Below are 14,557 nucleotides of genomic sequence, written 5' to 3' on the forward strand. Positions count from 1 at the left end.
ATAACCGCGCCAGGTATTCAGCCAGTGTGCAGGCTGACTGCCTTTGGCACATTCAAGCGAGCACATCGCACGCACTTTGCACATAAACCTATAAGCCAAGAGTTGATCCGCCATCTAGGTCTCATGAGGCGCGGCGCAAGCCCAACAAAGGATATCAAATTGGCAAAAATGCCAGAACCTAATCAGGCGGTGTTGGTTGGACGGGTTGATAACCGACGATCTCAATATCCCCAAGGCCTCTGGTCGTATAAGACCCAAGGCCTATATAGGAGGCTAATGACCACAAAGGGGTGAAACTACAGGCCGCAATCTCAGAGTCGAAGTTAAAACTCATTGTTCCTTGAAAGGCTTTAAGTCGATTGATCTTTTTAAGCCTCACACTCGTACTCTTACCTGCTATATCGCTTACCCACGTCGAACTCAAAACCGCAACATCCCAGGTCTTGGCGGTCCCCTCAGGGCTAGCTTCCCAAGCCTGTAAACCTGGACTAGCCCTGCCAAAAATGGCGTTCCACCGGCCATTAAGCGAGTGCAGAACTCGACTCGGTTCTATAAGAGGGGTGCTCTTAGACGCTATCCTGAACGTAGTCGGAGAATGAAATTGCACAGTAATGGCTTTCACAGGTTCGATGTCGACGAGCTCAGATTCCGAGGTGACCGCGCGAAGTTCAGGCTGTTCTACAAACCCAGCCTCGCGGCCCGAAAAATTGAAGACATGTGAGGATTGCCAAGCGCTGATCAGTCTCTGAGCGGCATCATCACCGATTGTTGTCACACGTATTGCGGCAAGTCCCCATGCCACCTGCCGCAGCCGGCCTATAGACCACATTTTGGTTGTGCCACGATGTTCGGTGTCAAGGACAACCGCGAACGCCGCATGAAGAGCGTTGTAGCTCACCTTTTTGACCTCGATCGGGCCAACAAGCAGCTCCCAAACTCGGATCATCCAATTTTCCCTAAGGCAGAACATCCGATCACATAGTTTTCGGCATCTCTCTCGAGAATGAAGGGAAAAAGGAGATCAGAACGCTCAGGCAAGGCCTCACACACCATGCGCGAAACTACGTACACAACTCCTTCCTGAAATTCTGGAAGATTTGTCACCTCGCGCGTTGGTGATACCAGATAGCTCCTAATGGTGAGGCCCTCGTAAGTCAGTAAACCAGCACTTCCTGACCGTTCGACCACCCTCGCGGGCTCTTTAGCTCCTGGAAGCTCGCTTTTCGCTCCGGAATCCTGATCTAAAAGTGTCACGGGATGCGGGGTGAGGTTTACTAGTTTGGACATATAGTTCTCTTTTCTTAAAACAAGTCACTGTTCGAGCGCTGGGAGCACCTAGGTGTTCAGGAACCGATCTAGTGTTTTGCGTCCCTGTCAAATTCAACTTTACGTTCCTCTTGATTCAGCTTCTTTTTATCTGAAGTACAAATGTTGAGGAAGTCTTCTCTAACTCTTTGGATCGCTGGGTCGCTGAGATTCTGGAACTCCGTGATGAGCTCCTGTGTGAGATCCTGTGACGGAACGGTAGACGCCAATCTCGTATATCGTTCCATCATTTGCCTCTTGTCCAATACGCATGATCCATCGATAGAGACTTCGACAAATCCATAGGATAGCGGTTTGGCATAACCTAAGCCGAGCAACGGAGTGGGCTTATTGCTGTGACCATGTGTAGTGCGGTGCCGACTCAGATCTAGTAGCCATAGCAAAGCAGCAGCGTCTCCGCGATCAACATTTTCCATGTAGACCCGAACCGTAAACATCGTGCCCGGCCTGACATAACTGTCAATCTTGAGGTATTCGTCATTATTTGGTCCTTCTTCATTTCTATGATCACGCCAGGGAATATAGAATTTTCGCCCGTTGGGGCACTGGACTCCGTTAGCTCGCTCACGCATATAAAATTCTTCAATTTCAGTGTGCGCGTTACCCAAGGCTGGAAGGGATATTGGGGGATTGTGAACGGCAATTGGATCCTTGTCGCCCTTAGCCCTATGTTTGAGGTTCACTTGAGGGACTGAGAAGGCCAACTGGCCGCGATAAGCAGTCGCACCTTCAGCTTTTCCAGCGTCTTTATGCACCCAACCAAAGACCCGGTCCGCGGCTGATAATTCATCGATCGAAGACGCTGGGAGGTGCGCCCCCAGTCCGCCAGAGCTAAAGAGCTCTTCATGGTCGATGGTCACTTTCTCCGCGTCTTCGGAGTCGACAACGTTAAGGCCTAGGTTACTGAGCCTCGAATTCGTTATCGTCTCATAGGCTGAACGGATAGCACCTTTGAAACTACTGGCAAGCAGGTAAGGCGTTTTTCCATCTCCCGTGGTTCGGACGGTGCGGATATTCTCCTTCTCGCCATATCTAATATCGCTGAGTAAAAGCCTGGTCTTCGCTTCGATTTTTATATCAACCCAGCCACTGATGCTGTTATTGTCAATGAAACCATGAGGATTGGGGCGACGGTCCCCAGCCACGCCACTGCTTTTAGCACTCGTGGCGCGAGGCGGAACGGGAACAAAAGTGTAGTCCACCTTCTCAATAGCTCGCTTAGTCCTTAGTTTTTCCATGTGGATCACCTTTCGGGAATATGTGTAGACGCTAAAGGTCTGAGGGCTAAGTACTTACGAGCTGAGAGATAGGCGTTACCCTCGTCATCCTCGCTCAGATAGTGGCGATGCCTAAGGGAAATATAATCAGCCCCCTTCTGCGATTCCACCGGAACACAGAGAGAACCGATACGAGCTGATGTCAACTTAGTCCACCCCAGCGACTCCACGGCTGCATCGGGGGCCACTTTGCCCCACAGAATGAGGTCGCGATCGACATACTTTTCGGACGAGGTGTTATGTATTGACATAACTCGACCTTGTTGATCCCGCTCACGAATCCAATGGTGCTGAAGTTCCTCGTTGAAAAATACAGCCTCCAGGGCGGTATTGAATTCTTCCTCCACCTCCTCATAGGAGGGCGTCTCCGCCAAGCGAACCCACCCGTTCACACCGGCGCGAATAAAGTAGGCGCTTCTAGGTGTGTACAACCACCCAGTTTGGCACCCTTCGGCATGAGCCTGGGAGGCTAAGCGAGTTAGGAAAACTGCATCATTGTTCGTGCTCATGAGTTCCTCTCTTCCTCTTCCAAAAGATAGAGCTCCCAGAAGGACGTTAATTCATCTAGCATGTTATTCTCAGGAGAATCAGGCTCTGGCTGCAGAAGACCCTTTAGGGTACTCTGCAGACGCTGAGGATTCTCGACCCCCAAGAGTTCTCCTAAGCACATATCGGACTTGAGGATCTCTTCGCAGACAATATCATCCTCATTGACAATAACTCCGCCCGATCCACTGGTTGTGTCAGCCCCAAAACGGAGGAGGCCGTCTTTGAGGTCTACGAGTAGAAGCAGAAGCAGCGCAATTGTTGCGCCAAACGCACACTGTTCTTGGGTACCATTGAAGGAATTTTCATCCATTCTGCACAGCTTCCGGAGAAAATCCACATCGAGGTCGATGCGCATAGGTTTCCAGTTCACATAAGGCTCTAATGTGGTGAAAAGTGCACCATCCATAACATTTCCACTGAACCTGTCAATCGCTGTGCGCGTAATCAGGTCCAAGCGAATAGCACGCGATTTGTTGCCTGAACTCGAGCGAAGTTGTTCTGTAGCCTCTTTAAGGCTCCTCGCGAGCTGGGATTGATCGCAGTCCTTTAGACCCGAGGTAATGGTGGCATATAGATCCCGGTCAAGGTTGGCTTTGGACTCCAAATCATAAAATGTTAGAACTCCTCGATGTCCGCTCTGTTGAGTCTGTGTTTCTGGCCCAGCGCCAAAGAGATATTGGACCGCCCTCAGGCCAGTCTGGGACAGTTGGTGGAGAAAATGATCTGCTACTGGTGTCCCTGTTAAGGTTCTGGCGATTAGTTCTGCGCGTTGACGAAAGACACCTTTGACCGAGGACCCTGGAATAACAAATTGGATCTTGTGCGGATTACCAGGTACGGACTGTGTCAGAGGGACTATATCAGCGACCAGCTTCTGTTGACGAACTCCGCTGAAGAGTGCACCTTCTGCTTCAAAGTTTACTTCAAACTTCAGCATGTGCCGATGGCTCTTGAACTGGGGTGCCGATCGATCGAGCTTTTTCTGAGCAACTTCGTTACGAAGAAGCGCGCGCAAACCTTGAGCCGTAAATGATGTTTCCTTAACTGTTGCTTGCAGAAGTTGAACTCGACCGTGCCCGCTAGAGGCACCTTTGCCAACAGCGAGATCCCCGCTAGAAAGCATCTGGGCGATGGTCTCTAGTTCTTGGAGAATCTCGGGTTCTTCCTCGGGGTTATGAACCTTAGTCAGAGCACGAAACGTAAAGGAGGTTCCCGCTGGGATCATCTCCATACTGTGCAAATGGTGTTCGGCTGTAGCCCCAGTATTCCGATCGATTGAGTTGTGGGTTACAACTTCAACACGAGTTTCACGAGGAGCGACTGAATCGCATAGCGTAATAGGGCTAGTCTTAGCAGACTCGGTGGTGATCTCACGCCCGAGCGCAACGCGCAGGACTCCAGCTAGTGAAGTTCCTGGTATGACCAATCGATTCCGACCATCGCGCATGAGCGGTTGATCAATCACTGCTTCTTCAACGCCGGAGCCGACATGAAGAGAGGAGAGAGTAATTAAATTCCCAGATAGTTCGTATTGTGCTAACACGTTATCGCCTCTGATTCTTTAACTGAAGTGCGCTGGACACCAAGTACCTAACAATTATCTCAACTAGATTCTGTATCAGCGCTTCCTGCCCATCCTGAGAAATACGTTCCAATAGTTCGACACTTGGGGGTGTAGGTGAGTTCTCAGTACTATCTACTAGCTCGAAAAGAACCTTTCTTCCCTCAGCGTCCGTAGGAGCAAGCATCAATTGGCGTAGCTTTTTCGCGGACGTCGGTAAGTTATTCCCGATCCACCGATCGAGAACAACCTTTCGTTCGTGTTGCTGGCTTTCCATACTCAAGGTACGGAGCTGATTCAGCTGCGCAGAAGTGATTGCCTCATAGTGTGGCAAGATGGACTGGACTTGGCTCGTGGGAATAGTTTTTACTTGCGACGCACGATACATCAAGATTTCCCGTATTAATTCCTCGGCAGTTTCTTTCGCGTCACCATGCCACGTATCTTGACCATGGGCACGCGAGAACGACGGACTCGTAGGGCGCACTTGAACTGTACCGACCGTGTAGGTAGGTGACGTGAGGAAATCAGGGTTTATGGCCACTCGTCCGCATCCCTCGACTGTCCGAGCACCTATGCCCTCATTTAGGCGATTAATCGCCGCTGACGTGATGTGTTCAGTTGTTCTCAGCCGAACCGCGCTACCAGCACCTAAACCGACCAAAGAAGGTCGCGGCAACCCCCATGACACCTGCCAGGAATCACGTCGACATATCGATGTCACCAGATCTTGGATCATTTTGCCTTCTCCCTGAGCAGTACTCGCAAGTTCACCTCTGGCGAGCTGCAGGGACCCGGGCTTGAGGTCCATGGCACGAGTCAATTCTCTAATTAAAGCCTCAACGGTTGGCTCAGGGCTACCAGTTGGACTGGTCAGGATCACTTCTGATTCAAGTAGAACAACAAATTCCTGACCAGCTGCGATATCCACCTCCCCTAGAGATTTAGCTGGTTGTTTCTCAGCTACAAATTCGACTGCTAACAGACCATAGTCGTCCTTATGTGAGGTTCCTATGCGGGTGACAGCTGGGAAACTAGGAGTGGTCGATGTCTCACAGTCTCTCCAAACTTCAGCAGCAAATATTACTCCGGCATCGATTGCTCGATACTCAAATAGTTCAGGATCAACTTCTGGGGAAAGGGAAACATGGGTATGCGAAGTCTTAGGCACCTTGGTTTCCAGAAGCCTTTCGTTTCCGGCTGATGTACGATCAGGCGCCAAGTACCCACCAATCAGAGGTTTCAGCTTCGAGTTGACCTCATGTTCGCAGAATTTATTGGTAAGATTTCCCACCGTATCACCTTTAAGTCTGGTCAAAGGTAGAGGCCATGGAACAGTACGAAGCTTTTCCTCCTCACCGATTGCGGGATACGCGTGGGTAACAACTAATTTGCGATCTAGTATATCCGCCTGAGGTATGCGGAAAGCACGCTGCACCAACCCTAGAATCGCCGATCCTGGAATATAATCCGAGGAGTCAACTACAGTACCTTTTTTCTTTGGTTCCACCAGCAAAGGAAGTAACGTGGTGAGATAAATTGTTCCGACTTTTCTCAGCTGCGCTCCCTCTGCGTGACTAGTTCCAAGAGGAAAATCCTCCCAGTCATCTTCATCGATCGGAGGTGCTGGAGGATTCTCGATGTCCTCCACCTGGTACTTTTTTAAATATTCTACCCCCGCACAAAAGGCTTCTGGTCGAGAGGATTTGGGGTCATGAACTTCTAAAGTAAAGGTGAACTCTCCCGAACCTCTCCGCCGCTTTCCACCAATATGCGTTGTCGTTTCTAATGCCGCAACCAGCAGGAATAGTGCAGGCCAATGGTGCGATTCCTTCCACCCTTTGGCGCTAGCTAGCTCCCAATGTCCATACAAAATTTGGCCTGCACGCGCGCGTTCTTCAACGCGTAAACTTCCATCCTCCGTCGTACCAGAATGCAAATCCATTTTGATAGAAGACCGAGTCACCGAGGTGGCTTTACGCAGCTCGCGCAAGGAAATATCTTGGAAAGCTTGTGAGGACAGGAAGTTAGCGTCCAAACTCAAAGGCGCTGTGACTAAATGGGCTGGCTGTGGAGATTTTCGATCTGCCCCTCTGTCACGATAGTTTTTGCCTTGATCCGTCTGGGTTCCGAATAGAAACTCTACCCACGGCATCCAGAGGTTACGGCCAGCCTGATCGTCGAGGGAGCTCGCGATAGAAGTAGCCTGTTCACGCAGAAGCCCCACCATCGTTTTAGCTGGGATATAGGGGAGTCCATTGCTATCGCGAACAATTGATGAATCAATATTCTTGGCTAACCCATGACCTGTGCGAACACTCCAGTCCGACTGAGCCTCGGCTTTTACTAAGATACGTAGTCCGGTCATTAGCTCTTACCCCCATTTTTCCCGATTGTTTCCTGGTACCGCACTTGTTCTAATTCCATAGCTGTCAGGAACATTGGGTTTTCCAATCTGAACACTTCGTCTAGTTCTTTTGGAAGCTCCCCCCCGACCTCTACAGCACGTGCTCGAACACTTCTCAGATAGTTCTTTGCACTCCGAGTATTCGGAGCCTCCACAATGGCGTCGCGAATATCTTGTAAGACACTTTGTGAGGTAGTTTCTTGTGCATCGCCACAAATGTCAATGAGTTTTCGCAAGTCTCCCACCGCATAAACAGTCTGCTGTTTGCCGTCTAAAACTCGCTCAAATCTATCGCCTACAGTCACAAATGGGCTGGCCAGGTAGCAATAACTGGAAAATTCACCAGAACTGGAACCCTCCCTGTTATCAGGGATACTGGCATCCTCCCGTAGTTCATCGAGGCTACGCAGAGAAGGCTCGTAGAGCACGTGCACCGACATGGCAGATTGTCCACGCGTGGTCGCTTTAGTTAGGCTTGTTAGAGATTCCGCCAATTCGACACTGTGGTGGAAAGGATGCTTAACCTTGGTGAGCACGAGACCTGCCGCCATGGATAACCGGCGGGCATCTTGGGGGTTTTTTCGCGCCAGATCGTCCACGGATGAAACGGAGTTATCTGATAAAGATTCGAGATTATTGTCAGAGTTCTCAGCAGTTTCCAAACTGTTGACTCTCTCAAACATCTCCTGGAAAACTTCAGCATCTGGATCTTCAGAGTCAGCGATGAGTTGGAACTGTCGGGTGAGCGCACTGGCAAAATCTAGTGCAATAGCGCCACTGACTTTGACAATGACGTCATCGCCGCCCACCACTAGTGGCAGCACCGATGGTTTCGGTGCATAAGGAGCCACTTCTTTAACCGCTCCCCTGAAGGCTTTCCACGTCAAGGATTCTAATGCTCGACTCAATCGTGCCTGCGCGACGATAAAATCTAGGCCCTCAAATTCTCCTTTCTCATCAACAAAAATATTCCGCAGGTTAGTGAAGATTTTTCCTACTCCGTTACCATCGGCGTGTATAACACCCACCCAACTCGGAGAGTTGCGGCGCTCTGAAGGACCTTCGTCGCGAGGTTCGGCGGGTTCCCCATCGCGCAATTTAGACAGTTTTTCAGCAGTCCAAACAACGTCCTCTTCACTCTTAACCAAACCCGAGAGTAGTTCTTTCTCAAGACGACCCCTTGATTTTTGGACCTTGTTATTCCAACACGACACCTTTGAGCTGACGGCCTCTTCGAGCCCGTATTGTGTTTGGATTGTCGTTGCGGGACCACCTGTGTACGCACATGGTTGGTTGAAGGGGATAGCTACCTCACTCATTACAGGTGGTAGCCGTTTATAGCGTTGAGCTTCGAGTTTGGAATTGGCTTCCGCCAAACGTAGACCGGCATCCGAAAAATCATGGGCTAATGGCTCTGAAAGGCATCCCCAGACATCAATACCAGTGTCCTCGACTTTAAGCTCACTGTCAGACCACCCAGCAGCGCGACTCGTCAACTTGTTGATAATCTTTCGACCAATTTCTCTACTTGGTACGAGAAGATACGCTTTGCCCGAGGCTTTAACCACGTGAGCCACGAAGTTTCTGTTCGTAGCAGCGCTGCTTAGCAACTCTCGAATTCTATCCACCTCGGCGGAAAACTCGACGCCCGGATACGCACGCAAAACTTCACGACAGGCATCTTCCACCCAGTGATAGCCCAACTCCCAGATCGCCGCCGAGGCCGCAACCTGATGGCGCTGTTTTGTGGAGCCGAAGATATAGTTTTGATTAGAACCAGTTTCGATCAGTACCCAGCGCATTCCGCTTTGGACTGGATCTGCTATCACGTCGTTTTGCATAAGCGTTCGAACTTCCTTGATCTCGGGTTTAACGGATAACGGTCTGAGAGATTTTGAGGCCGAAGAACTAAACTAAACTTCCGGTCTCTACTACTAGTACTGCCTATTATTACCTCCGACTAAGGATCTGAAGATGCAGCATTTTTCGCCTCAACCTCTCCTAGACGGACACTCATACTGGATCTATCACTGACATCGGTTACACGCTCAACGCAATGTCATTAGATATTGGCACTTACAGCTGTACTGAAATCTCCATGGGCCTGCAGCACATCTATAGGGAGAGAGGACTAGCCCAAAGGAAACCTGTCACCGCGAGCCCAGATGTTTAGGAATTCTGACTATCTTCCTCTCTATTAAAGTAAAACTAATTTTCCAGCCGCTTTTCCAGCAATCTGTCCAGTTCGTGACAGGTTATCTGGTATAAGTTTCCGGAATCTTGATCAAAGTGCATGAGATGCAAGCGTTTCCAATAATGCGTGGGCGCGGGACGCGGATGGGGTTCTGTGACTACTGCAGGGTGTTTGGACTCAATCTTGGTAATTAGAAGGCCAGCTGCTAGTGCTACAGTCTTAGGCAAGCGGGCACTGAGATAAACTTCGGCATCTGGGAACTCGTCTAGAGTTTCTGCAATGCTAGCGGCCACTATCTCTGTTAGTTGCAGACCTGTAAAGTTGCAAAATCTGTCTTCAGTAGTTTCTTCAGGCGCAGAGGATGGGTTGCGCTCAGCTCCTCTCCGGATATTTTCTCTTATATCGTCGGTATTCACTTCGCCCTTCCTAGGGTCGACGAGATAAGCCCCCATAAAACCAAAGTTATCGGTGCCATTTAGCGACCTCGGGCATACTATACGAATCAGATCATAGTCCTCAAAATCGCCCCATTCGCCAGAAGCCGTAAGACCGAGAGGCCCAGGGCTAACTTTGCCTGCCATGGCTATTATTAGTTTGATTTTCAGCATTCTTCCCATGGAAGAGCTAGCGTTAGGATAATCAGTTATTAAGTTGCTGCGGCAGATCTCCGCCGATTGACTGGAGATACTACTTTCGCTCTTGTCTGAATCCGCGTCCTCGACTGGAATCGCTGATGCATCTGTATTCTTCAAAATCTCGCAGAAATCCGTGCTCTTTCTGCACTTGTTCGGCTTTTCTTCAAGATCGCACCATTTCCACGTAATTGATTCATCGTTTCCAATTTCCTCGAACACGAGCTGATCGCTTCGCGGAAACCATAAATTACCAAGCCTGAATGCAACCGGCCATATCATATCTGGCGCCAAATAAAATGAGGTAGTCTCATCATCGTCATTCGTGGAGCGCTCGAGTTCGAGATACATACTTTCCACAGTGTTTCGAACATTGTATAGGTAGTCTTTCTTGATGTGTTCAGGCGCTTGCTCGGGCGGAGAAAACTTGCGAATAATCGAGCGGAAATCATTGAAACGAAGAGTCAGTTTTCTAATATCAGCTTCATGAGTAGCTATTCTGTCGCCGGGTTGAGCATATAGGTAATACAGTGTCCCAGCATTCTTGTCGAGTCTACGAAGCCTGACAAGTAACCAGATCGCAAGAGCGCCAGTTATAACCACGAAAAAAGTCCAGATGAGGATATTAGGAACTGGAACAATCACCTGTTGGGCAAAAGGCAAAGCTCGGCTTGTACTTTCCTCTGAGGGGCCAACGAAATAGTTCACTATGTATTCAATGACTAGCCCAAGGAAGATAACGAAGCCGGTGGATGATATGGCAAACCACCGGTTGAGCCAACTGCGTCTTCCATGGACTGACTTGGAAGAATGTTGACTCTTCACATCCCCGCCTCCTGGAGCTCCGAGCTGTGCATTCATTTCCACCCTCTCTATCTTTGGACAATATGAGTAGAACTTTATAAGTAATACTTCGCAACAATCTGAACATGCTTACCTCCATTCTACTCACTAAAGATTCACTGCAAAGCGAAATTTTCTAAGAGAAATTTAGGTGACATATGAAATAAAATAAGAAGTTTTCAGATCCAAAATGCAGGAATCCTCTAAAAAACTATTGTCAACGAAATAAAAAACAAAAACCACTAAGAAGAACCTCATGGGTTCCCCATGTCAATAAGTCGGCTGCTCGAAGGCACCTTACCAATGAAACTTGTGACTGGGTTTAAACCACTGGTCACCGGCTAGATAAAGTGTTATAGCAGTGTGCCCTACCCAGGTCTGAGGGCGGGCCAAGAATCGAATCGCGGGGGCAGCAGGGATCAGACATAAGAAGAACGACTACAGTCGGTATACCCTCGAGAGATTAGGGGACAATCTCACCCTGAGATAGCCCAACAAGATCCACCACGGGCGATCATGAAGCGAGGCAATCTGAGGGAGACACTCACTCGCTATCGACGCCTAATCCTAAAGATTCGGATCGATCATTAACGCACGGCTGGCCACTTCAACTACTCTCCGTCACCTTCCCACTCACCCCGTAAAACTGATCGTGTGTGAAATTTTTGGAAATTTTAACCCCACCAAGTAAGTAGCGACTGGCTGGCCATGAAACCTTCATCGCACGAATAAGCTGAAGAAACCTAGCCTTTACAATCAGATTCTCTGCCGCGGTCGAGCAGCGCTTGAGCATCGGGCTGAACCCATTCGATGGCAATATTCGGATGGTCCAGCAGCGGGATTGTGCGATCACTTTTTCGCCATTCCAGCATTCACACCCTGATAGCATGATCGTCAGTCAAGCGACGAGCGAGACAATTGACGTAGGGAAATCCAGCCGCATCGGCGATGAAAATGAAACCTTTCGGCTGTGGATCAGGCAGGTCAAAGGGAGTCGAACCGTAATAGGATGCCTCAAAGGTGTCCCCGGGCTCAAAGGATTGGACCCACAAATATGCCGGCCCTGAAGGTTCGTGGATCAGGAAGTATAGAGTGAACTCACCACTGCGTTTATCAATATCGACGAGAGTATAGCCTCGCATCACTTGTTTAGTGGGTTGATCTGGATGGGCAAACCAGCAGCGAATAAAGTCTCCGCCGCATGGTTGGCACTGCCGAATGAAATCCGGGGAGCTTACCCGTACAGCCTTCATTGTGGGACTGTGGTCCCAGATTCGTAAAACTGTGCACGTAAAATTTTCTACTCGTAGGACCCTCATGATGAGCCCGTATATACTTTTACCTACCTTAGACGCCCCTGCTTAATCTTCTGCTTCGCCGGATTCCTTATATCTACGGTCACCATAGCAATAAAAGACCTCGAGGCTAAGGCTTACCTCAATTATACGACTTTGAGTGGGCTTGTTCGATCACTCATAGTGTGCGCATCCACGTCTCGAGGGGCCTACGTCCGTGGCGCACGCGATCGCAGCACAATGCTGCATCCTTATTTGTTGAGGCATGAGGATGCAGCATGAGCTTTTAGGAGCACGAGCGTTCGATAAAAAATCTAGCGGTAGGATTTGAGGCTGTCCGGCCATTGGGCGTCGTTGAAAACCAAGTACTCTACAACGGGATCAACCTCGAAGACTGGAGGATCACTCACTTCAATTTCAGCGGAATCAAAGCTGGATCCGGTCTCCATCCGAGTAGGTGCCTCTTCAGAGCCGAAAGAGGCCGTGCCTTTAAAGCGAGCCCCTTCGAACTGTGCATCCTTATAAAAGGTAGCTGCATCGAAGATGCTCTCTGCGCTAAAAGTTGCGCCATTAAAGCCAGAGTGGGCATCAAAGGAGGCGTCACGGAAAGAAACCTTCTGGTAGAAGACCGAGTTTAAGAACCATACGCCCTTGGCAAAGCGTGCCCCGTCAAAGATGGTTTCGCCACCGAAGGTGGTGTACTGGAAGTCAGTATGCCCGGTGAACGTGGACGAAACGAAGCTCGCCTTATCGTTGATTTTCGCCTCACCAAAGAAGGTATCGCCAGCAAAGGTCACCCCGCTCAACCACAGATCCTTCTCAAAGCGGGCTCGGGAGAAATTCACATTTCCCCGGAATTGGGCGTTACCGAATCTCACGTCCTCAGTGAAATTAGCCCCGCCGAACCACGCTCCTTGCCTGAATACGGTATGGAAGAAGGAGGCCTCAGCGAGGAATTGGGCATCTGTGAATACGGGATCAACATCGAAAGATGCGTAGTTGAATACAGCTGGGCGAGTAAATGTGGCCCCGCTGAAATCTGCCACCGAATCAAAAGATGCCTGACTGAGATCAACCTCAGAGATGAAATAGGCGTGGCGGAAATCGAAACGGCAATCGGACCAGAGCTGTTCTATTGGCTTGAGCTGCTTCTTCCCCGCTGCAGTTTCGAGGCCACTAGCAGAAACTAGATGCTCGGAGAATACGCCGAAGATCGTTGACTCAACAGCACGCTCTCCATCGGTATCGTCTCCGCGATGACTGCGCAAATAACCACACAAGATATCCACCACTCGCTGTTTATAAGAGCCACCTCGGATATCAGCAACATCTGCAAGGGTATAGATGCCGGCAATGCGAACCTGCGGGGAATCTGAACCTAATTTTTCCATGGCCTCATCGAGACGGCGATCGGTACTCAAACCGTCCTCGGCCAGCTGATTAGTCGCAGAATCGCGGCGCTCCCAATATCGAAAAACGAAATAGGCGCTAGCAACCAGCGCAATAATGGCGTATTTGAAGGTTTCGACTTGAGTAAGAGCCGCAAATTGGTAGCTGGATGCAAGATCTCCCAGCCAGAGCGAGGCCAGTGTGGCATAAAGAAATAAAACGATGACGAGCGAAACTGCGAGCGCACGCAGCACGGATTTATTGGACCAGTGCTTAAGCGCACCCCAAACGTTGGCGATCTCGCGTCCGATTGTGCGCACCAGGGCAGCCATGCGCACCTTATAACTCGGCCAGTTCTTTTGAAAATTTTCGGAGGAATCCTGTAGCTTCTCACTCGCTTCCTGGAATTTTTCGCCTGCCTCGAGCTTTACTTTCTCCGTAGCTTCGGTGAGTTTAGTGGAAGTTTCCTTGAATTTTTCGCTCGCTCCCTCCCTCACCTTTTCTGTGGTTTCGGTGAACTTGGCGGAAGTTTCTTGGAATTTCTCTGTTGCCCCCTCTTTGACTTTTTCTGAAGCTTCAGAAAACTTCTCTGAGGCCTCGTGGAGTTTCTTAGCACCCTCTTGTTTGACAGCATTCAGCTTTTCTTGGGTAGCGGATTGCTGTTGTTCCTCTTCCACGACGCCAGCGTCGAGCTCCTGCTCAATATCGGGTTTTTCTACCTCGACATCTGCGCTCAGCGCCTGATCGTTGTTTACAACCTGCGCCGGGTCAGTACCCTCCTCTGGGGTGTCCAAGGCTTTTAGTTCCACGGTAATGTCACCGTCAATATCAGTTTCTACTGCGGTCACCGTATAGTGGTCCGCCTCAGTACCGGTAGCCTCGAGCGGGGTTTCTGACTCGGGAGTGATTGAGATATCTGCTGGTGTTTTCTGCTCTGGATATTCTTCGCCTGTGTCTTGAGCCATGAGGTCCTCTTTTGTTGGGGGAGAAAATTCTGATACCTCACGATTTTACCGCTCGCAGCCATATTCTGCGCCCGAATAAATACGGAAGCAGGCTAACTACTAACCAGCGCCTAGGAGAT

Annotated in this window: 10 protein-coding genes; all 10 read right to left on the minus strand. The window is 49.8% G+C overall.

What is annotated here, in order from left to right; all coding sequences use genetic code 11:
* Positions 1–178: 178 nt before the first annotated feature.
* Entirely contained in the window at positions 179–946 is a 768-nt protein-coding gene (gene cas6, locus N7326_RS03400; protein ID WP_263088145.1) for a CRISPR system precrRNA processing endoribonuclease RAMP protein Cas6, read from the minus strand.
* Positions 943–1,287: a hypothetical protein gene (locus N7326_RS03405; protein ID WP_263088146.1), complete on the minus strand. Its 345-nt coding sequence runs from the start codon at positions 1,285–1,287 to the stop codon at positions 943–945. The genes cas6 and N7326_RS03405 overlap by 4 nt, the downstream gene beginning before the upstream one ends.
* A gap of 68 nt (positions 1,288–1,355) precedes the next feature.
* Positions 1,356–2,564 carry an RAMP superfamily CRISPR-associated protein gene (locus N7326_RS03410; protein ID WP_263088147.1) on the minus strand — a complete coding sequence of 403 codons (1,209 nt, stop codon included), beginning with the start codon at positions 2,562–2,564 and terminating at the stop codon, positions 1,356–1,358.
* Between the two features lie 5 nt (positions 2,565–2,569).
* Positions 2,570–3,112: a type III-D CRISPR-associated protein Csx19 gene (gene csx19, locus N7326_RS03415; RefSeq protein WP_263088148.1), complete on the minus strand. Its 543-nt coding sequence runs from the start codon at positions 3,110–3,112 to the stop codon at positions 2,570–2,572.
* Complete coding sequence (locus tag N7326_RS03420; protein WP_263088149.1) at positions 3,109–4,695, minus strand: RAMP superfamily CRISPR-associated protein; 1,587 nt, start codon at positions 4,693–4,695, stop codon at positions 3,109–3,111. The genes csx19 and N7326_RS03420 overlap by 4 nt, the downstream gene beginning before the upstream one ends.
* Position 4,696: 1 nt before the next feature.
* Positions 4,697–7,081 carry an RAMP superfamily CRISPR-associated protein gene (locus N7326_RS03425; RefSeq protein ID WP_263088150.1) on the minus strand — a complete coding sequence of 795 codons (2,385 nt, stop codon included), beginning with the start codon at positions 7,079–7,081 and terminating at the stop codon, positions 4,697–4,699.
* A complete protein-coding gene (locus tag N7326_RS03430; RefSeq protein WP_263088151.1) occupies positions 7,081–8,961 on the minus strand; it encodes a hypothetical protein in 1,881 nt (626 codons plus the stop codon). The genes N7326_RS03425 and N7326_RS03430 overlap by 1 nt, the downstream gene beginning before the upstream one ends.
* Positions 8,962–9,328: 367 nt before the next feature.
* Positions 9,329–10,813, minus strand: a complete 1,485-nt coding sequence (locus tag N7326_RS03435; protein WP_263088152.1) for a hypothetical protein — start codon at positions 10,811–10,813, stop codon at positions 9,329–9,331.
* Positions 10,814–11,661: 848 nt separating this feature from the next.
* Entirely contained in the window at positions 11,662–12,042 is a 381-nt protein-coding gene (locus tag N7326_RS03440) for a siderophore-interacting protein (RefSeq protein WP_259289357.1), read from the minus strand.
* Between the two features lie 356 nt (positions 12,043–12,398).
* Positions 12,399–14,438 (minus strand): pentapeptide repeat-containing protein, encoded by a 2,040-nt coding sequence (locus tag N7326_RS03445; protein WP_263088153.1) that lies wholly within the window; start codon positions 14,436–14,438, stop codon positions 12,399–12,401.
* Between the last annotated feature and the right edge of the window lie 119 nt (positions 14,439–14,557).

Source organism: Corynebacterium sp. ES2794-CONJ1 (assembly GCF_025660615.1).
Classification (GTDB): Bacteria; Actinomycetota; Actinomycetes; order Mycobacteriales; family Mycobacteriaceae; genus Corynebacterium.